The organism is Pseudomonadota bacterium (genome assembly GCA_011049115.1).
GTDB lineage: Bacteria > Desulfobacterota > Anaeroferrophillalia > Anaeroferrophillales > Tharpellaceae > DSCM01.
The window spans coordinates 37,419-57,051 of sequence record DSCM01000006.1; the positions used below are offsets into that span (position 1 = coordinate 37,419).

A 19,633-nucleotide genomic window follows, 5' to 3' on the forward strand; every position below is an offset into this window, starting at 1 on the left:
TTGAGCCTCAATCGGTGGCAAAGATTAAGTTGCCACCTTCGGCCGCAACCCTGACCCGATCGCCTTCCTTGATTGCGCCGCTCATCAGTTGATAGGCGAGAGGGGTTTCCAGTTGATTCTGCATGGCCCTTTTCAGAGGGCGGGCGCCGAAAGCCGGGTCGTAGCCGACCTCGGCGATAAAGCGCCGGGCCCCGGCGTCGAGTTCCAGGTGGATCTGTTTTTCCGCCAGGCGTTTTTCCAGAAGTTTGAGCTGGATGGTGATGATCTTTTCCAGATCTTCGCGACGCAGGGCGTGGAAAACGACAATGTCGTCAACGCGGTTGAGAAATTCAGGGCTAAACTGAGCTTTCAGAGTTTCCATGACCATTCTCTGCATGACGGAAAAGCTTTCGTCCGACTCTTCCTGTTGCAGGCCTTCGAGAATATAATGACTGCCGAGGTTGGAGGTCATGATAATCACGGTATTCTTGAAATCAACCACCCGGCCGTGAGAATCGGTCAGGCGGCCATCATCGAGAACCTGTAGGAGAAGGTTGAAAACATCGTTGTGGGCTTTTTCGATTTCATCAAAGAGGATCACCGAATAGGGTTTGCGCCGCACCGCTTCAGTCAGTTGTCCGCCTTCGTCATAGCCGATGTAACCCGGAGGCGCCCCGATCAGGCGGGAAACCGCGTGTTTTTCCATGTATTCGGACATATCGATTCGGGTCATGTTATTTTCGTTATCAAAAAGAAATTCGGCCAAGGCGCGGGCTAATTCGGTTTTTCCGACTCCGGTCGGGCCCAGGAAAATGAAACTGCCCAGCGGGCGCCGGGGGTCGTTGATGCCGGCTCGGGCCCGAACCACGGCATCGGCCACCGAGGTTACCGCAGCCTCCTGGCCGATGACCCGCTGATGGAGATGGTCGCTCAGATGAATCAGCTTTTCCCGTTCGCCTTGCAGGAGCTTGCTGACCGGAATTGAAGTCCAGCGGCTGATGATGGTGGCGATATCCTCTTCATCGACTACCTCTTTCAGCAGACTGCCGCCGTCAGCCTGGTTTTCGCTGATTTTCTGCTGAGCGCTTTCGCGCTCCCGCTCAAGGCGCGCTAGACGGTCATATTTTAGTTCGGCTGCCTTGTTGAGGTCGTAACTGCGTTCGGCCTTTTCAATCTCCAGTTTGACCGCCTCGATCTGCTGGCCGATTTCTCGCAGGCGTCCAATCTGTTCTTTTTCCAGTTGCCAACGGGCGGTTAGGGTTTTGCTCTTGAGCCGATAGTCGGCAAGTTCCTTTTCGAGCTTCTCCAGGCGCTGGCGCGAGGCCTGGTCCTGTTCTTTTTTTAGGGCTTCCCGCTCGATTTCAAGCTGCATGATTTTACGGGTAACCTCGTCCAGCTCACTCGGCAGGCTGTCGATTTCGGTGCGCAGCCGGGCTCCGGCTTCATCGACCAGATCAATGGCCTTGTCCGGGAGAAAACGGTCGCTGATATAGCGGTGGGAAAGCACCGCCGCCGCCACCAAGGCGGCGTCCTTGATGCGAATTCCGTGATGTACTTCATAGCGTTCCTTGAGGCCTCTGAGGATGGAAATCGTATCGGCAACGTTGGGCTGGTCGACGAAAACCGGCTGGAAGCGTCGTTCCAGGGCGGCGTCTTTTTCAATATAGAGACGATATTCATTCAGGGTCGTGGCTCCGACGCAATGGAGTTCGCCTCGGGCCAGCATCGGTTTTAAAAGATTGCCGGCATCCATTGAACCTTCGGTTTTGCCGGCTCCGACCACGGTGTGCAGCTCGTCGATAAAAAGAATGATTTTGCCGGCTGCCTCCTTGACTTCCTTGAGCACTGCTTTTAGCCGTTCTTCAAATTCACCGCGAAATTTGGCTCCGGCAATCAAGGAGCCCATGTCGAGTGAGATCAGGCGTTTGTTTTTCAGGTTTTCAGGGACATCCTGAACAAAGATTCTCTGGGCCAGGCCTTCGACGATTGCGGTCTTGCCGACCCCGGGTTCGCCGATCAGGACCGGGTTGTTTTTAGTCCGCCGCGAGAGCACCTGAATAACCCGGCGGATTTCTTCATCGCGGCCGATGACCGGATCAAGTTTGTCCTGGGCCGCGGCTTTGGTCAGATCAATACCGTATTTTTCCAGGGCCTGATAGGTGCCTTCCGGGTTCTGTGAGGTTACCCGCTGATGGCCGCGGACTTCAGTCAGGACCGAGAGCAGCTTGTCGCGGGTCAGACCAAAGCTTTGCAGTAGTTTGGCCAGGGGGTCTCCGGCGACCGCGACCTGAGCCAGCAGAAGATGTTCGACGCTGACATACTCATCCTTGAACTGCGTGGCTTCATCCTTGGCCTTGACAAAGAGTTGACCCAGGCGCGAACTCATATACAGCTGGCCACTACCGGTTCCGGTCACGGGCGGGATTTTGGCAAGCTGTTCTTCCAGAGACTTTTCCAGGGCGGTGGGAGCGATCCCGATCTTTTCCACGATGCGGGGAATCAAACCCTCGCTTTGTTGCAGCAGGGCAAGAAGCAGATGTTCGTTGTCGATCTGCTGGTGCCGGCGGCGCAAGGCCTGTTCCTGCGCGGCGACCACCGCTTCCTGGGTTTTTTCGGTAAATTTGCTGCTATCCATAGGGTAATCCTCCATAGATTTGTTTGCTTCTAGCTGGAATCAATTCATCTTTATAAGACAAATATTGTATTATTCAGAGCTTGACTCTTAATAAACTCGTTTTCTTTAATAGTAATGATTAATTTGGGGCTGTCAAGGGTGGGGCAGGGACGTCCACGACGCTCGCGTGACAGGCCCTGTTCGAGAACCTGCCGCGCGGGGGCTAACAAAAACTTTGCTCAGGCGGGGCGGCCAGCCTGAGCAAATGAGGAAAACGTGAGGCCGGCTGCGACTTAGCTTAATCGGAAAGGTAGTACTCAACCGTGGAGACGACGCGAATTCGTTTGATGAAGGGCGTGCTGCGGTCCCGGTCGCTGATGCTGAATTGACCTTGAGAGGCGCTTTTTATCTTGCCCAGTTTACTCTGGGAATCCAGGGCGAATTTCAAGGCGACATCCCGCGCCTTGCGAGTGGCTTCCTCGATCATGGCCGGCTTGATTTCATTCAGGCGGGAAAAAATATATTCCGGTCGGGCATCGTAGTCTTCGTTGCTGAAGGCGATGCCTTGTCGGCCGAGTTCGACCAGTTTGGCCATGGCCTGGCGAATATTGTCGACCTTGCTGGAATAAACGGTCACGGTTTGAATGGCGCTGTAGCGAAACTGGGCCGGGGCTGAGTTGCCATAACGCTGGGCCGATTTGTCGGTGACCGTTGGGGGATGGATTGAAATTTCAGTTTCCTTGATTCCTTTGCCCAGAAGAAAGCCTTTTATCTTTTCGGCGTTGTCGGTGATGGTCTGGTAAAGCTGCTGCAGGTCGTTGTCGGCCGCAGTGAACTGGATCGGCCAGATCACGGTGTCGGCCGGATATTCCTGCTCGGAAAGACCTTTAACCGTAACGCTGCGTTCCCTTTCTTTTACGGTCAAGGCGGCATTGCCGAGCAGGTAGCCGAGAGCGGTCAGGCCGCAGAACATTGAGAGACCGATGATCAGGGCCCAGGTCTTACTATTTTCCTTCATGGTTTCCTCCGGGGTGAAATGAATCAGGGATTGCTTCTGGCCAAAGCTTCTGGCCAAAGGCTTAGGTTGTTAGTTACGATGAAGAGGAAGAGCTTTTCACTGGGGTCTAATGATTGAGCGCCCGCCTGTCAAATAAAAATCCTGATTATATATTTTGCTTGACATTTTTGGGCTCCTTGCATACTGTATACACTTGTTTGGCGGTCGTCGGTTGTGCTCGAAGCCTTATCTGTCTGCGGTTTCGCCGAAGATGTAGAAAATAGAGGGTTGGTTTTGAACTTTCAGCAGCAGGATCTGGATTGATCCCGGAGGGAGAAAAGATGAAAAGAGCGAAAATTGCATTGATTGGTGGTGGTCAGATCGGGGGTGTTCTGGCTCAGTTGTGCGCCCAGAGAGAGCTTGGCGATGTGGTTCTTTTTGATATCGTCGAAGGCTTGCCGCAGGGGAAAATGCTGGACCTGGCCGAGGTGGCCCGGATCGATCAGTTTGATGTCGAGCTCAAGGGCACCAACAGCTATGGCGATATTGCCGGAGCCGATGTGGTTATCGTCACCGCCGGCCTGCCCCGCAAGCCGGGGATGAGTCGCGATGATCTGCTCGAAATCAACGCCAAGATTATGAAACAGGTGGCGGAAGGTATCAGGGATTATGCTCCGGAGGCCTTTGTCATTATTATTTCCAATCCTCTGGATGCGATGGTGACCTTGTGTCAGAAGATTACCGGTTTTCCGTCGAATCGGGTTGTCGGCCAAGCAGGAGTGCTTGATTCCAACCGTTTCTGTTCTTTTATAGCCTGGGAACTGGGGGTTTCGGTGCGCGATGTCAACGCCATGGTCCTCGGCGGGCATGGTGATACCATGGTGCCGATTGTCCGTTACGCCAATGTCAACGGGGTCCCGGTCATGGAACAGCTGGTGCGCAAATATAACGGCGACGAAAACAAGGCGCGGGCGGTGATGGCGGCCATGGTGGAACGCACTAAGATGGCTGGCGGCGAGGTGGTCAAACTGCTGGGTAACGGTTCCGCCTTCTACAGTCCGGCCTCTTCGGCGATTGCCATGGCCGAAGCCTTTTTGCGCGACCAGAAACGGGTCCTGCCGGTCTGCGCCCTGCTGCGGGGAGAATTCGGAGTCGAAAATTATTATGTCGGCGTTCCTTGTGTCCTGGGGGCGCAAGGGGTCGAGAGAATTGTCGAGTTCGAGCTCAGTCCGGAGGAACGGGAAATGTTTGATAACTCGGTGGCCGCCGTCAAAAAGCTGATTGATGAACTGCCGAGCATCCTGCCCGAGATGGCTGATCTGTTTTAAATAACGATTAAACAATTTTTATGGAATGAGGGTTCCTTGAAGGCTTTCGAACTCAAGGAACCCTCATTGATTTTACTCTGCCGTTCCCACTAACTCCTCGTGGTCGATGACCTTGTCGATATCGAGGAGAATCTTAACCCCGTTTCCGTATTTAGCCAACCCGAGAGTATACTGTTTATGCAGTGAGGTCTGCATCGTTGGACTCGGTTCAACCTCATCTCCTTTAAGATTGATGACTTCGGAAACCCCATCAATAATCAGGCCCACCAGGGTTTGATTGTGCTCCTGGTTTTCCGCCAGTGGGGGTGGCCGGTTCGAGATCGAATTTCAGACGAAGATCGATAACCGGAATCACTTTGCCCCGCAGATTAATGACGCCCTTGACATATTCAGGAGTTTGCGGCAGGACCGTGATCGGCAGAATGCCGATGATCTCTTTGATCTTCATGATGCTGATGCCGTATTCCTCGCCGGCCAGGGAAAAGGTCAGAAATTTTTGCGGACCAAGGCCGGAGAGGCTGTTTTCTGCGGTAGTTTTAGTCATCTTGATAACTCCATGATTAATGGTGGTCCTTAAAATCCATCAAAGTCATCGGTGCTCTGATCTTCATCGAAAGGAATGGCGGCTGTCGCCGACGAGACTGGTTTTTTGAGTTTGCTCGGGGGCTTGGGCGAGGCCTTTCCGGGTTTATGGTGAGTCAGTTGCCGAACCTGGCTGATTTCCCGGGGCGGCTGCCGGGTTTGGTTGACGGTGACCATGGCGGTCAGATCGCCGACGAATTCGTTCATCTGCTCGGCCTGGGCATTAAGCTCCTCGGCGTTGGCGGCCGATTCCTCGGCGTTGGCGGCATTCTGCTGCGTTACCTTATCCATTTCCGAGACGGCGATGTTGATCTGGCCGATACCATTTGCTTGTTCCTGGGAAGCCGCCGAGATTTCACTGACGAGATTGCCCACCTTGGTGCTTTTCTCGACGACTTCATTGACGGCGGTCAAGGAATGGGCGGCAATTTCCCGGCTCGAACTGAGACCTTGTTGACGGTGGCTCCGATTAATTCGGCAGTAGATTTGGCGGCCTCGGCGCTGCGGGCGGCAAGATTTCTGACTTCATCGGCCACCACTGCAAAACCGGCTCCCGCTTCTCCGGCTCGGGCCGCCTCAACTGCGGTATTCAAGGCCAGAAGGTTGGTTTGAAAGGCGATTTCATCAATGCTTTTGACGATTCTCTGGGTTTCCTGGCTGGCGCTGTAGATCTCTTCCGTGGCGTTTCGCAGACTGGTGATGGATTCGGCAGCCGAACGAACCGCGGCGATAGTTTCCTTGGTCAGACGATCGGCCTGGTCGGAATTGTCGGCGTTTTGTCTGGTCATGGAGGCCATTTTCTCGACCGATGAAGAGGTTTCTTCCAGGGAGGCCGCCTGTTGCGACGAGCCTTCAGCCAGAGACTGGCTGGCGGATGAAACCTGGCCGGCTGCCGCCGCCACCTGGTGCGCCCCTTCGGACAGGGCGTTGATTACCCGAGTCAGGCCGCGGGCGATGCCGTTGCTGATGAAATATGCCAGACCCAGACCGATGACGGCGGCGATCAGGCTGAGAATAATGACCGCAAGTCTGGTCCTTTGGGCCGCGCTCAGCATCATTTCGTCGGTCATCACATTCCTGCCGACCGTTTCGGTGATCTGATGCATCAGTTTTCTGGTCTGGTTCAGGGCGGATTTGGTCTCGCTGGAGAAAATCTGAGTGGCCTGCTGCAGTCCGGCGACCATTTTCCGGGCCTGATCCTGCATGGCCTTGAGTCGGGCGGCGGTTTCGTTTAAAGCCGGCATGGTTTCATGTTCGAAAATGTGGAGAGCCTTTTCCTGGCTCTGAGTGATTGCGGTTTCTGCGGCGATCACCCGGGTAATGAGAGCCTCGCACTGGTTCAGGGCCGGCAGGGTTTGTTCGGTATAAATCTTTCCCGCCTTCTCGAAATTGCTTTTGCTCAGGGTGTCCTTGATGCTGACGGCGGTGCCGTGCAGTCTCTCGTGAGGGGCGGCGATGGCGCTGATAAAGTCGGCGAAAGCCGGAAAGTCCTGAGCGTACCGGCCTGCCAGCGGCCCACGTAGAAAGACGCCCAGGGCGCATTTGGCCGGATCGGTTTCAACCCGTAGATTTTGTTGGCGAGCGATAATCGCTTCGGCGACCTGCTCTCCCCAGACGCGGTGATCATCAAGGCGGGCCCTGAGGGTGTCGTTTAATCCGGGATGGTTTGGTCGCCAGTTTTGCAGGATGTCTTTGGCTGAATGGTGAAGCGCGGTGTGAAACGGAATGATTTCCTTGATCAGACGGGCCATTTCCGCATTGTCTTGCGTCAGTTTCCGGGCTTGCTCGCCGGAGAGAAACTGGCCGAAAGAACACTGGCCGAGGTCGGTGATCAAGTTAGAAGTCGGCCGATTGTTGATTATCATGTCATAGAGCTTTTGCTGCCAGAGCAGGTGGTCGCGCTCTACCCCGATCAGAAAGCCGGGCAGGTTGAGATCCGCCGACAGAAAAACCTGGGCGATCTTGCTGGCCGATTCGTGCAGCCGCCGATGCGGGGCGTCGATTTGCGCGAAAACCGCTTTCAGCTCCGGAATGCGCTGCTACGCCTGCTGCCGTGCCGGACTGGCCAGCCACTGGCCCAGGGCGCACTTGTCCGGGTCGGTCTGGACGGTGAGGGTCGTGACGTTGTCGTCGGTCAGCAGCTCGTTGACCTGATTGCCCCAGTGGAGATGGTCGACCTCTTTCTGCGCGATCTCGCCTTTAAGCTTATTGCCGTAGATGACCTCTGCGGCGTTGTCGACAATGCTGCCGATACCAAGGATCGAACAGATGGCGATGACGACCATCAGCAACAGAACGGAAGCGATACCTGCGGCGATCTTTTTTCCAATAGTCATGGGGGCCTCCTTTTACGAGCTGGTTTTTGGCTGACAAGGCCAGGAGTCTGTTGCTCTGTTTCGTAACCGTGAGGCCTCGGTGGCCGCCCGGCTTGGAAAACTGAAAGATCTGACCTGAAAAGACGGCTTGCCGGCGAAGCTCAGTGTTCTCCCTGGTTTTTTTTCGGGTTTTGCGGCGGGGGAAAATAGCTGTGCTGGCGGCCCTGGCTGTCATTGTAGCAGAAGCATCCTGAGAACCTGTTCTGATGTCCTGGCTTGTCGGCTGTGGCGGCCGAGAAGCTGACCTGGCCGCCGGCCGTGGCTAAAGAGGTGTTTTCCAGGGTTCTGATGATGGTTTCCGGTCTGAAATCGGGGCTGTGGGCCAGGACATGGCGAATGGTTTCCGCCGCGGCATAGCCCACCGCCTGAAGTTGACTGGTAAAGACAGGATAGCGGTTCAGCGTAGCCGTGGTTGGAGCGGGGCAGGGATAAAGCAGAAAATGGTTGTTCGTCGACGACGGCGGAATCGAGGCTGAAGCCTCCAGCGCGTTCGAAACGACGACGCTCAGTCTGGGAAAGGTTTGCAGCGGCTCTTTTTGCAGCCAGAGGGAGGAGGCTTTTTCGAGGCTGACGGCCAAAAGGAGCAGTTGGGGCTGTTGTTTTTCAATCTGGTCGAGCAGGTCGGCAAGGCTCTTTTCTGGTTCGGGGAACGCTTCCCAGATCGTCAGGTCGACAGGCAGGTCGGCGCAATAATTTCTCAGGCGGCGGGCCTGCAGCCGGGAACAGGGCTGCGGGCTATAGATAATGCCGAGCTTGGTGATGGCGGGTTGCTGGGAAAGGATCAGATTCTGCAGGGCCGATTTCAGGGCTGAGCGCGGCGCGGTCAGGCGAAAGCTGAAAAGGCTACGATCGCTGATCAGGTCGTCCTGGTCGGCCCAGACCATGAGAAAGGGCAGGCCCTGTTTCTCGCAAGTCTTTGCGGTGGTCCAGGCCGTGGGGTTGAGCGGGGTTCCGGCAATCAGTACGGTATGGTTTTGGCTAGATAAAAGTTCAACCAGGGCGCGGCAGTTTTCCGGATCGCCCCGGCTGTCAAGATAGCTGACGCTGAACCTCTCGGTTTGGGATCCTGCGTCCGCCGGTCCGGCGAAGCCGAGCTCGAAACCGCTGCGCAGAACCTGTCCGAGTTCCGTGAAAGGTCCGCTCAGGGGCAGAAGCACGGCCACCTGGGGAAGCTTTTCCGGCTGAGAAAAGAAATCCTCGCCGGGCGAGGTTGCCGGGGAGAGCTGAAATGACAGGAAAAGACCAAGGATCAGAAGGAATTTTTTTTTGCGCAATGATCTGAACCTCACAAAGATTTCTATTTCCCGGTTGAGTCCAGTTCTCGGCGGCGATCGCGGAAGCGCGTGGAGACTATCATAAACCTGGTCTTTATAAAACTTTTATCGGTTCAATGCAACCAGAAAGATGGGAATCGCTTTTACTTGACCCTGAAGGCAATTATGGTTATTAGTCTGGCGCCGAGATCGGCGGAAAGCGCAACCGGTAATTTAATTTGAATGATGAAAACCAGAATCTTATTGACCAACGATGACGGGATAACCGCAGTCGGTCTGCGCGAGCTGGAAGAGGGGCTGCGGGGACTCGGCCGCCTGACGGTAGTGGCTCCGGACCGGGAGCGCAGTGCCAGCGGGCATTCCCTGACCCTGCAACATCCTTTGCGCATTGATGAACAGGGTCCCGGGCATTATGCCGTGGACGGAACCCCGACCGACTGTGTTTTTCTCGGAGTCAACCAGGTAATGCGCCATGAGCGTCCGGATCTGGTGATTTCCGGAATCAATCGCGGTGGCAATCTTGGGGATGATATTACCTATTCAGGGACGGTGGCGGCCGCTTTTGAGGCGACCCTGCTGGGAATTCCGGCCATTGCGGTTTCCCTGGAATATGAGCGGGAGTACCATTTCGCCACGGCCTCGCGGGTTGCTCGGAAGGTGACGGAAATGGTGTTGGCCCAGGGCTTGCCGCCGGATACGATGCTTAATGTCAATGTTCCGGATCTGCCCTGGGATAAACTTGCCGGTTTTCGGGTTACCCGCCAGGGTAAGCGTTTCTATTCCGGGGTGGTGCGGGAAAATGTCGATCCCCGGGGGCGTCATTATTATTGGATCGGAGGCGAAGTCCTGCCGGGCCCGGCCGCCGTCGATACGGACGCGGCCCTGGTGCGCCGCGGTTTTGTCTCGATTACCCCGATTCATCTGGATTTAACCAACCATCGGGCCCTGGCCGCGCTGGCAGAATGGGAGTGGGAGTCTTGACGGAAAAGCTAATTGAGTCGAAAAAAATTTTTATAGAGACCTACGGATGTCAGATGAACGTTTGTGATTCCGGGAAAATCGCGCACCTTTTCGGCGCACGAAGCTATCAGGTGACCTCGGATTACCGTCAGGCTGATTTGATCGTTATCAATACTTGCAGCGTCCGGGAAAAGCCGGAGCTTAAACTGTTCAGCGCCCTGGGGCGTTATCTGCCGCTCAAACGCGGTCACTTAGGGCTGGTGCTGGCCGTGGGCGGTTGTGTTGCCCAGCAGTGGGGGGAGAAACTGCAGGAACGCTATCCTGGACTGGACATCGTTTTCGGGACGCACCAGCTTGATGCCTTGCCCGGAATGGTGGAGGAGGTCCTGGCAACACGGCAGAGGTTGAGCCGGACCGCTTTTCGGGAAATCCCCGGCGGGCTTGAAGTGCTGGCCCGGCCGGACCCGGCCGTGCCCAGCGCTATGGTCACGATCATGCAGGGTTGCGATAACTTCTGCACTTATTGTATCGTTCCTTATGTGCGTGGGCGCGAATACAGTCGGCCAAGCGCAGCGATTATCGCGGAGGTTGAAAAACTGGTTCAGGCCGGGGTCGGAGAGGTGATGCTGCTGGGTCAGAATGTTAATTCCTATGGCTTGAAAACCCCGGGAGAAATCAGTTTTGCCGAACTTCTGTTTCGGTTGGCCAAAATCGACGGTCTCAAACGGATTCGTTTCACGACCTCCCATCCCAAGGATATGTCGGCCGAGCTGATTAAGGCTTTCGCCGAGTTGCCCGGGCTTTGCCCCAGTCTTCATCTGCCTCTGCAGGCCGGCAGTGATGCCGTGCTCAAAAGGATGGGACGAGGCTATAGCGCCGCCGCTTATCTGGAAAAGGTCGCTGAATTACGCCGGGTGAGACCCGGGCTGGCTTTGACCACCGATATTATTGTCGGTTTTCCGGGAGAGAGTGAAGCCGATTTTCAGGAAACGCTGAAAATGCTTGAGCAGGTGGGTTATGATCAGATATATTCGTTTAAATATTCGCCGCGGCCGGGAACCAGGGCGGCGGCGTACAATGATTTGGTGCCGGCGGCTGAAAAGGATGAACGTCTGGCCCGTTGTCAGGCTTTGCAGGATGGGCTTGGTGAAGCCCTGCTGAAAACTCAGGTCGGGCGGCTGACCGAACTTCTGGTGACCGGTCCCAGTCGGCGGGGGCAGGGCGAGTGGAGCGGGCGCAGTCCGGAGAATCGAATCGTTAATTTTGCCGCGCCCGAGGGGATTGGGGTGGGCGATTTGTGTCGGGTGCGGATCTGCAAGGCCCTCAAACATTCCCTGAAAGGCGAGGTGCTGTCTTGAGGGCCGACTGGCTCAGTAACGGCCGGGGCGGAAAATTTTTTCTCTCCTATCTCGCGCCTTTGCTCCTCTACTGTTGGTTGATCTTCTGGCTTTCGGCTCAGAGCGATCCCGGAGCTATCAGCCCCTTTCCTTTTCCTGACAAGATCGCTCACCTGATTGAATATGCCGGTTTTGGTTTTCTCCTGATGCGCCTGCTGGCCGTCCGTTTCCCGCAGGACGATCCGGTAACCCTTCTGGCCTGGGTTTTAGGCGGGGCCTTGCTCTATGGTTTAAGTGATGAAATTCATCAATGTTATGTGCCGGGACGGGAATTCTCCTGGATGGATCTGCTGGCCGATGGGGCCGGGGCTTATCTTGGTGCCCGCGCTTGGATGCTCTTAAAGAAATCGAGGTCCTGATGATAGATTTGCATACCCACACGATTTTCAGCGATGGTGTTCTGGTGCCGGCGGAACTGGCTCGCCGGGCCCGGGTCGCCGGTTACCGGGCCCTGGCCTTTACTGATCATGTCGATTTTTCCAATCTTGATTTCGTTCTTCCACGTCTGCTTACGGTCTGCCGGATCCTGGCCGAAACCATGGAAATGGTGCTGCTTCCCGGGGTGGAGTTGACCCATGTGCCTCCCTCCCTGATTCGCCGGGGCGTGGAACAGGCCCGGGACCTGGGTGCGGCCGTGGTGGTGGTACATGGTGAAACCCTGGTTGAACCGGTGGCTCCCGGAACCAATCTGGCAGCCCTGGAAGCCGGGGCGGATATCCTGGCCCATCCCGGCTTGCTGACCCTGAAAGAGGCCGCACTGGCGGCGGCAAAAGGGGTTTTCCTGGAGCTTACGACCAGGGGCGGGCACTCTCTGGCCAACGGTCATGTCGCTGCCCTGGCCCGGCAAACGGGGGCGAAACTGCTGCTCAACAACGACGCCCACGGACCCGGCGACCTGGTCAGTCTGGAAATGGCCGAGAAGATTGCCTTGGGAGCCGGGCTTACAGCCGACGAGTGGCGGCGTCTGCGGCTTGACGTGGTCGCTTTTGTGCGAAGAAAAACCTCCGGCGGGGGACTGGGCGATGCGGAGTGACAATGAACTGGCAAAGAAGCTGCGGGCTGAACAGGGTACGGTCAGCTGGTCCTGGCTCAGGCCACATGCCAAACGGGGCATGCTTTTTCAGGTGGCGGCTGAGCTTGAACTCTTGGTCGTGGGACTGGCGGTGGCTGAAGATCGGGTAAAGGAAGTCGCAGCCTGGCTGGATCGGGGAAGGCTGGCGCGGCCGACGTCTGAAGCGCTGGTCGGCTGGGAGACGCGGGGGGGGCTTTTCAAGGCCTTGATCGTTAAACCCTATGTTTTCTTTCAAGAGCTCAAGCATGCACCGGAAGAACCCTGATGGTCGGGGCCGTGCCGGTTTTTCCGGCGGAGCGGTTGTGGTCATCAGGTACGGTGTGATCGCCATGACGGCGCCCTCTCCCCTTGGCCTGCGGTTCGGTTCATAGATCAGAAAGTAACGGCTTTTCGGTTTCCAAAACGCCGCCGGCAGCCCACCGGTGATAAGTATTATTGGTTTCGTCCCGGTATATGGTCGCCTTCCGCTCTGTTCCCCAAAACCTCCTCTTCTTCAGACTCGATTTCGTTGATGCCCACGGTGACACAGCTTCCCTGCGGGTAGTAAACCGAGATCAGAGCTGGGGTTCGCGGCATTTTCCGGTTGTCGATTTCATCAAAAAGATAGTGCGCAAAGCTGCGGCCGAGACGTTCCGCGTCGGCGACCGGTGTCTTGTCGGTCACCAGTAGGGCAAGATGGAGCGAGTTGTTGATTGCACTGATATCGGCATCCCGAACCAGAGGATGTTTTTTGATTAATTGAATGGCTTGTTGCTGCTTTTGCTGACTGGGTGGGGGCGGTGAAGTTCCGAGGACCGTGGTTGGTAGGGTAGGGGAGGCCTGTCTGGCGGTTTTTCCGGCAAGGCTTTTTCCCAGCGGGCCGCGCCACAGGATGATGGCCAGGAAAATCATCCCCATGCCGCTCAACAACCAGAATAAAAGATTGGGGAGCGAGAACTGCGGATGAAAATAGGGCTTCCGGCAAGTCTGTTCTTGGGGCATCGAACCTCTTTGACTCCTTCCGGCGGAAACCTGCGGGTCGGTTTTCTGGCTTTGGCGGCGGAAGGTTCCGGGGGGAATAATTATGCTGTGGCCGCATACGGGACAGGCCAGCGTAGAATTATCGCAGGGCCAGGTTTTTCCCTGGAAAGAGCACGGTTGGTGGCACTGGGGACAGGTTATTTTCATAGTCAGGTTTTATCTGTACAGGTTGCTTGCGGATAGAGCGAGTCCGATAAAAAGGCGCTTTGAGTTTATTTTTCGACGTCTTTGGTTTTCCGGTAACGTTTACCGATAAACACTCTTAGGTCGTATGTCAAGTTTATGTTTGTCGTGGGTTCAGGCGGGGGTTCGTTTTTTGAGCTCTGGATGAGGTTGATTTTTACCTGGAAGGGTAAAAAGTAGGCGGTCCGCCGGGATCGGCTAAGGGTTATATCTTTGAGGTCTTTGAGGAAGTAACTTGTTATAAGAGAGGAAGCTCGAGGCGCGTGAAATAAAATTTCGTCATTAATTTTTGCCAGGGTTTTTTGCCTGGCTTTTATACAGGTTGTTCTGTGGTTTCGGACCGGTTTGCTTTTCCGACCTGAAAACTTGCGAAACTAACGATGGAACGTTGTCCGCCGGTTTCCTCTTTCTTTAACCCTTGTCGGCCGTCGGTATGTTAATTGCAAATTGCACAGGTTTAAATGTGGTTGTTCACGGAAAAAACAGGAACCCGCGGGTTTCTTTGTCGTTATCCCTGGTAAAAGTTTTTAATGTTAATGAACCTTTTGTTTTCTTAGTAAAAATCAAGCTCTAGGAGGGTAGGTTGATGGATTTCAAGCTGACTGATGAACTGACGATGCTGCGGGATACGGTGCGTGATTTTGCGGCCGAAAAGATTGCTCCTTTTGCCGAGGAATGGGATAAAAAACACTATTTCCCTTATGAAGAGGTGATTAAGCCGATGGGCCGGCTGGGTTTTTTCGGCACCGTGATTCCGGAGGAGTACGGCGGCAACGAAATGGGTTGGTTGGCGGCGATGATTATTACCGAAGAAATCGCCCGGGCTTCAAGCTCCCTTCGGGTTCAGGTTAACATGCAGGAATTGGGCTGTGCTTTTACGATTCTCCGCTATGGCAATGACGAACTTAAGCGAAAATATATCGAAAAATTGGTGAACGCCGACATTCTCGGAGCTTTTGCGATTACGGAGCCGGGGGCCGGCTCCGATATCATGGCCATGAAATCAACGGCCGTCGACAAGGGGGATCACTGGCTGCTGAATGGCCAGAAAACCTGGATTTCCAACGCCACGATCGGAGGCATTAATATCTTTTATGCTTACACCGATCGCTCCGCCGGTGGTCGCGGTCTTTCCGCTTTCGTGGTTGATCTTGAAGAAAGTGAAGGTATCACGGTCACCGAGCTGAGTAAAATGGGTTCTTTGTCTTCGCCTACCGGGGAGATTGTGCTTGAAAATACCAAAATTCCTAAAGGGAATATCCTGGGTAAACCCGGTGACGGAGCCAAGATCGTTTTTGGTTCTCTCAGCCAGACGCGGCTTTCGGCCGCCGCCGGCGGTATTGGTTTGTCTCAGGCCTGTCTCGATTCGGTAACCAGGTATGCCATGGAACGGGAACAGTTCGGTCAGCCGATTGGCAACTTTCAGATGAACCAGTCGATGATCGCGGAAATGGTAGCCGAGATTGAGGCGGCCCGTCTGATGGTCTACAAGGCCGCCTGGCAGAAGGATCAGGGAGACCTGAGTAACAACCTGGAAGTGGCCGCGGCCAAATATCTTTCCGGTGAGCTGGCTTATAAATGTACTCAGTACGCCATGCGGATTCTCGGGGCTTACGGTTATTCGACTGAATATCCGGTCGAAAGATATTTCCGGGATGCCCCCACCTACGCCATGGTTGAAGGCTCGACCAATATTTGTAAATTTATCATGGCCCAGGATCAGCTTGGCATTCGCAAAGCAAATCGCTGAGAAAACAGGCGGGATTGGCTTGGGGAGGCTTTGTGCAGGTTTTTATATGTAAAGCCTCTTGCATTCTCCCAGCTTATCTGCTATCTGTCCCGCCTCGCGCCGCCGCCGCGTATGGTTTTGCTTGCTCAAGATATTGCCGGTCGGGTGGTCGCTAAAATTAAGGGAACGGAGTTTTTCAGCCGTTGTCCGGGTGGAAATTGCCAATTCTAATTTCAGGAATATACGCGACTCTTTTGGGGCCGCAAGGAGTGAACTATGAAGCAGTATTTTGCGGAGATGCCTTTGTTCGGAAAGGAACTCAAAGACAAGCAGAAAGAGAAGGCGGCTGAAAGTGCGGCCCAGATTAAAAAGGTCGAAGAACACTATGCCGCTGAGGTTGAGCGGGTCAAAAAAGCCGGTTTGCCGGCCGAAAAAATCAATCAGCGGGGGGAAATGACGGCCTGGCAGCGACTTGAATACCTGCTTGATCCGGGAACCTTTCTGCCGATGAACACAACCTTTAATCCGCTTGGCAACGAGGAAGGCACGACCGGGGTTATCAATGGTCTTGCCAAAATTCGTGGTCGCTGGGTTTCGGTTATCGCTTCCGATAACAAGGTTTTGGCCGGCGCCTGGATCGGCGGCCAGGCCGAGAATATTTTTCGGGCCCAGGATATGGCCGAACAGATGCGGATTCCGCTGGTCTGGGTTTTAAACTGCAGTGGGGTTAAGCTGACCCATCAGCAGGAGGTTTATGCCGGACGGCGTTCCGGGGGGCGCACCTTTTTTCGTCACGCCGAGCTGGCGCAAAAAGGGATTCCGGTGATTGTCGGTATGTACGGCACCAACCCGGCCGGAGGGGGATATCATGCGATCAGTCCGGCAATTATTTTCGCCCATGATAAGTCCAATATGGCGGTTGGCGGCGGGGGGATTGTCAGCGGTATGAGTCCGAAAGGTCATTTCGATCTTGAAGGGGCCGAAGAGCTGATTGCCAATACTCGTCACCTCAAAGTCGTGCCTCCGGGAAGCACGAAAGTTCATTACGAAAAAACCGGTTTCATGCGTGAAATCTTTGCCACGGAAGAAGGCGTGCTGGATGCGATCAAGGATTGCGTGGCCGGGCTTCCGTCCTATGACCCGGCGGCTTTTCGGGTTGCGGAACCGAAGGCGCCCCGTTTTTCGGGTGAGGATCTGAATTATCTGGTACCCTACAATCAGAAATCGACCTATAATATGGACGAGGTTATTGCTCGTCTGGTGGATAATAGCGAGCATACGGAATTTCGTCCCGACTACGGTCCGGAGATTTATTGTGGCCTGGTCAAGATCGATGGGTTCCCGGTGGGAGTGGTGGCCAATCGTCAGGGTTTTCTCGGGGCCAATTATCCAGAGTATGCCGATTATACGGGGATCGGTGCCAAGCTTTACCGGCAAGGTCTGATCAAAATGAGTGATTTCGTGAACTATTGCGGTCGGGACCGGGTGCCGATGATCTGGCTGCAGGATACTTCCGGAATTGATGTCGGTGATATTGCGGAAACGGCCGAACTCCTGGGGTTGGGCATGTCCTTGATCTATTCGATTGAAAGTTCCATGTTGCCGATGATGACCGTGGTTCTGCGCAAGGGCACGGCCGCGGCTCATTACGTCATGTGCGGTCCCCAGGGTAATCGTAATAATGTTTTCACCCTTGGGGTACCGACTACCGAAGTCGAGGTTATGCATGGCGAAACGGCGGCCACGGCGGCTTTTGCCCGCCGCCTGGTCAAGGAAAAAGATGCCGGCAAGGATCTGCAGCCGGTTATCGACAAGATGAATAAACTGGCGCAGCAGTATTATGATCAGTCCCGACCGGCTTATTGTGCCGAACAGGGGTTTGTGGATGAAATTGTTTCCCTGCCGAAACTGCGTGAATATATGGTTGCTTTCACTCAGGCGGTTTTTCAGAATCCGGGATCAATCTGTCCGCAACATCAGATGCTTCTGCCCAGAATTATTCGCGGGTAGTTCCCCAGGCGGACGCCAGGGAACTTTAAACCAGCAAAAAACCGGTTGTGCCAGGCATGGCGCAACCGGTTTTTTGCTGGTGGTTTTTATGGTGAAATTGGAAGTTGCCAGTTTCCCATGAAATTTGCTATAAGGAAGTCCATGAAAGCTATTTCAAAAGAACCGTTCCCGATCATCCGCAGGTGGCGCGGAAAACTTTCCCTGATGGGTTGGTGGGTATTGTCCTTGTGTCTGTTCGGCGTAGGCTGTAATGGCCGGCTGGGTGGGGAAGGGACGCTTTGTCGCCCGATCACTTTGTCGGAAGCGGTTGAAAACGCCGCTCCGGAGTTCCCGGTTGTTGAATGGCAGGAGAGCCTGGATGGAGACATCGGTGAGGGCTCGGCCCTGACGGTTTTTTTGGAATATCTTGATGAAATGGGGTCTTTTTCTGTGGGGGATCCGTCGGACTCCGTGGCCGACATTGAGCTCGAACTGCAGGCGCGGACTGTTGCCCGTTATCAGTTTCCGCTGGTTATGAACGCTCGGGTTCAGCACTTTATCTCTTATTACAGCACGGTGCAGAACCGGTTTATGCATCGTTCACTGGCTCGATCCCACCGTTATCTGGGAATGATGCGTAAGGTTCTGCGCGAGCATGATATTCCGGAAGAATTGGCTTACATGGTTTTGATTGAAAGCGGTTTCACGAACCATGCGTACTCGTCGGCCCAGGCCTGTGGGCCCTGGCAGTTTATCAGCGCCACCGGCAAGCGCTACGGGCTTAAAATCAACGCCTGGGTGGATGAACGCCGCGATCCGGTCAAGGCGACCTATGCGGCGGCAGCGTATTTGGTGGACCTTTATACAATGTTTGATTCCTGGTATCTGGCCGCTGCCGCCTACAACGCCGGAGAGGGCAAGATTCAGCGAGCCATGCGTCGACATCAGACCGATGATTTCTGGGAAATGGCTCGCTTTAATTATCTCAAACGTGAAACCAAGGATTATATTCCGCGTCTGATCGCGGCCATTATGATCGCTCGGGAGCCGGAAAAGTATGGTTTTGTCGAGATCGAGTACGAAGATCCGTTCGCCTTTGATCTGGTCAGGCTTGAGGACGCGACGGATCTCAAGGTGATTGCCTGGGCGGCGGGGGTGCCGGTGGAAGAGCTTCGCAAACTCAATCCCGAACTCAGCTATTGGTGTACTCCGCCGGGAGCCGGGAACTATGAACTGCGGGTTCCTGAAGGCTCCGGTCAGGTTTGTCAGCAGGTTTTGTCCGGGCTGTCGCCGGAGAAAAGGATAACCTTTCGCAAACATCTGATAGCGCCCGGGGACACCCTCTCAACCATTGCCCGGCGTTATCGTACCGGAGTCAGTCAGATCAAGGAGTTAAACGGGCTTGCCGGAACTCGTATCCGGGCCGGCCGCGAGCTTTTGATTCCGGTGCGGGTTGCCGGCAGCGGGCCGGTGGTTTTTGATCAGGCGATCTATCGTTCAGGCAGTCCTGCCGCTCTGCCGCCGGTGCCGTCAGGATCAGGTGGGCAGACTGCGTACCGGGTGCGCACGGGCGACAGTTTATGGAAAATAGCCCGGCGTTACAATCTTAGCGTGGCGGAGCTTCAGCTTTTTAATGATCTGGGCCAGTCAACCACTATCAAGCCGGGACAGGTCCTGCGCTTGCGGCCTGCGGCTGCCAACCGGATAAAGCCGAAGCCGGTTCCCGTGGTTAAAGGCAAAAAGGAACGCCAGGAGATCGTGACCTTGAATAGGGGTGATAATCTCTGGCGTATCGCCCGGCGTTATCAGGTGACGGTGTCCGAACTTGAGAGCTGGAACCGCTTGCCGCCGGGAAAGATTCTCCAGCCGGGCCAGCAGCTGGTTGTTTACCGCTGATTTCTTTACAATCCTCGCATCCACTCTTCCCGTAAGGGTACGTTTCCGTTTAAGGCTTGGTCAATCATCTGCAGAGCGGCTTCGCGCTGAGCCGGCGAATGGATTTTGATCGGCAGATAGTTGGAGGCGTGGTTGGCCATAAACATGCCTCGGCTCAGATTGGTCCAGGAAATCATCTCCTTGAGTTCCAGGAGGAGGCCGTGCTGATCGGGGAGTTCGAAACGGCCGTTCCGCCGGC

At 55.0% G+C, this 19,633-nt stretch carries 14 protein-coding genes and 2 pseudogenes; 9 read left to right on the forward strand and 7 right to left on the reverse strand.

Features of this window, described 5'->3' with window-relative positions; translation table 11 throughout:
- Window positions 1-7: 7 nt before the first annotated feature.
- Together clpB and ENN66_00555 are read right to left on the reverse strand one after the other, a co-directional pair.
- Window positions 8-2,614, reverse strand: coding sequence for an ATP-dependent chaperone ClpB (gene clpB, locus ENN66_00550; protein HDS15125.1), 2,607 nt, complete (start codon window positions 2,612-2,614; stop codon window positions 8-10).
- Between the two features lie 277 nt (window positions 2,615-2,891).
- Window positions 2,892-3,611, reverse strand: a complete 720-nt coding sequence (locus ENN66_00555; protein HDS15126.1) for an SIMPL domain-containing protein — start codon at window positions 3,609-3,611, stop codon at window positions 2,892-2,894.
- Window positions 3,612-3,931: 320 nt separating this feature from the next.
- On the opposite strand from ENN66_00555, the gene mdh reads away from it, so the two are divergent.
- Window positions 3,932-4,918, forward strand: coding sequence for a malate dehydrogenase (gene mdh, locus ENN66_00560; GenBank protein ID HDS15127.1), 987 nt, complete (start codon window positions 3,932-3,934; stop codon window positions 4,916-4,918).
- A gap of 72 nt (window positions 4,919-4,990) precedes the next feature.
- On the opposite strand, the pseudogene ENN66_00565 reads toward mdh, so the two are convergent.
- The 4 genes and pseudogenes from ENN66_00565 to ENN66_00580 form a co-directional block, all read right to left on the reverse strand.
- Window positions 4,991-5,462, reverse strand: a pseudogene (locus ENN66_00565) (purine-binding chemotaxis protein CheW).
- Between the two features lie 29 nt (window positions 5,463-5,491).
- Window positions 5,492-7,251 (reverse strand): annotated as a pseudogene (locus ENN66_00570) (methyl-accepting chemotaxis protein).
- Between the two features lie 288 nt (window positions 7,252-7,539).
- The gene (locus ENN66_00575; GenBank protein ID HDS15128.1) at window positions 7,540-7,836 is read right to left on the reverse strand and encodes a hypothetical protein; all 297 of its coding nucleotides are present in this window, start codon (window positions 7,834-7,836) and stop codon (window positions 7,540-7,542) included.
- A gap of 140 nt (window positions 7,837-7,976) precedes the next feature.
- A complete protein-coding gene (locus ENN66_00580; protein ID HDS15129.1) occupies window positions 7,977-9,176 on the reverse strand; it encodes an amino acid ABC transporter substrate-binding protein in 1,200 nt (399 codons plus the stop codon).
- Between the two features lie 195 nt (window positions 9,177-9,371).
- Between ENN66_00580 and surE the strand changes: the two genes are divergently transcribed.
- The 5 genes from surE to ENN66_00605 all read left to right on the forward strand — a co-directional run bounded on the left by surE (window position 9,372) and on the right by ENN66_00605 (window position 12,843).
- Window positions 9,372-10,130, forward strand: a complete 759-nt coding sequence (surE, locus tag ENN66_00585; GenBank protein HDS15130.1) for a 5'/3'-nucleotidase SurE — start codon at window positions 9,372-9,374, stop codon at window positions 10,128-10,130.
- On the forward strand, window positions 10,112-11,467 hold the full coding sequence (gene miaB / locus ENN66_00590) for a tRNA (N6-isopentenyl adenosine(37)-C2)-methylthiotransferase MiaB (GenBank protein HDS15131.1): 1,356 nt from the start codon (window positions 10,112-10,114) through the stop codon (window positions 11,465-11,467). Before surE ends, miaB begins: the two co-directional genes overlap by 19 nt.
- 77 nt (window positions 11,468-11,544) lie before the next feature.
- Entirely contained in the window at window positions 11,545-11,865 is a 321-nt protein-coding gene (locus tag ENN66_00595; protein HDS15132.1) for a hypothetical protein, read from the forward strand.
- On the forward strand, window positions 11,865-12,539 hold the full coding sequence (locus ENN66_00600; protein ID HDS15133.1) for a histidinol phosphate phosphatase domain-containing protein: 675 nt from the start codon (window positions 11,865-11,867) through the stop codon (window positions 12,537-12,539). Before ENN66_00595 ends, ENN66_00600 begins: the two co-directional genes overlap by 1 nt.
- Window positions 12,529-12,843, forward strand: coding sequence for a DUF2288 family protein (locus ENN66_00605; GenBank protein ID HDS15134.1), 315 nt, complete (start codon window positions 12,529-12,531; stop codon window positions 12,841-12,843). Before ENN66_00600 ends, ENN66_00605 begins: the two co-directional genes overlap by 11 nt.
- Before the next feature lie 167 nt (window positions 12,844-13,010).
- Here ENN66_00605 and ENN66_00610 read toward each other — a convergent pair whose 3' ends face one another.
- On the reverse strand, window positions 13,011-13,559 hold the full coding sequence (locus ENN66_00610; GenBank protein HDS15135.1) for a hypothetical protein: 549 nt from the start codon (window positions 13,557-13,559) through the stop codon (window positions 13,011-13,013).
- Window positions 13,560-14,367: 808 nt separating this feature from the next.
- Between ENN66_00610 and ENN66_00615 the strand changes: the two genes are divergently transcribed.
- The 3 genes from ENN66_00615 (at window position 14,368) to ENN66_00625 (ending at window position 19,395) form a co-directional block, all read left to right on the forward strand.
- The gene (locus ENN66_00615) at window positions 14,368-15,531 is read left to right on the forward strand and encodes an acyl-CoA dehydrogenase (GenBank protein HDS15136.1); all 1,164 of its coding nucleotides are present in this window, start codon (window positions 14,368-14,370) and stop codon (window positions 15,529-15,531) included.
- Between the two features lie 255 nt (window positions 15,532-15,786).
- Window positions 15,787-17,520 carry a glutaconyl-CoA decarboxylase subunit alpha gene (locus tag ENN66_00620; protein ID HDS15137.1) on the forward strand — a complete coding sequence of 578 codons (1,734 nt, stop codon included), beginning with the start codon at window positions 15,787-15,789 and terminating at the stop codon, window positions 17,518-17,520.
- A 117-nt stretch (window positions 17,521-17,637) separates the two neighbouring features.
- Window positions 17,638-19,395, forward strand: a complete 1,758-nt coding sequence (locus ENN66_00625; GenBank protein ID HDS15138.1) for a LysM peptidoglycan-binding domain-containing protein — start codon at window positions 17,638-17,640, stop codon at window positions 19,393-19,395.
- The last annotated feature ends 238 nt before the right edge of the window (window positions 19,396-19,633 follow it).

Coding starts and splice junctions, on each gene's coding strand:
- clpB (HDS15125.1), bottom strand. CDS start 2,614: ATGGATAGCAGCAAATTTACCGAAAAAACCCAGGAAGCGGTGGTCGCC.
- ENN66_00555 (HDS15126.1), bottom strand. CDS start 3,611: ATGAAGGAAAATAGTAAGACCTGGGCCCTGATCATCGGTCTCTCAATG.
- ENN66_00600 (HDS15133.1), top strand. CDS start 11,865: ATGATAGATTTGCATACCCACACGATTTTCAGCGATGGTGTTCTGGTG.
- surE (HDS15130.1), top strand. CDS start 9,372: ATGATGAAAACCAGAATCTTATTGACCAACGATGACGGGATAACCGCA.
- ENN66_00605 (HDS15134.1), top strand. CDS start 12,529: ATGCGGAGTGACAATGAACTGGCAAAGAAGCTGCGGGCTGAACAGGGT.
- ENN66_00615 (HDS15136.1), top strand. CDS start 14,368: ATGGATTTCAAGCTGACTGATGAACTGACGATGCTGCGGGATACGGTG.
- ENN66_00625 (HDS15138.1), top strand. CDS start 17,638: ATGAAATTTGCTATAAGGAAGTCCATGAAAGCTATTTCAAAAGAACCG.
- miaB (HDS15131.1), top strand. CDS start 10,112: ATGGGAGTGGGAGTCTTGACGGAAAAGCTAATTGAGTCGAAAAAAATT.
- ENN66_00610 (HDS15135.1), bottom strand. CDS start 13,559: ATGCCCCAAGAACAGACTTGCCGGAAGCCCTATTTTCATCCGCAGTTC.
- ENN66_00620 (HDS15137.1), top strand. CDS start 15,787: ATGAAGCAGTATTTTGCGGAGATGCCTTTGTTCGGAAAGGAACTCAAA.
- mdh (HDS15127.1), top strand. CDS start 3,932: ATGAAAAGAGCGAAAATTGCATTGATTGGTGGTGGTCAGATCGGGGGT.
- ENN66_00575 (HDS15128.1), bottom strand. CDS start 7,836: ATGACTATTGGAAAAAAGATCGCCGCAGGTATCGCTTCCGTTCTGTTG.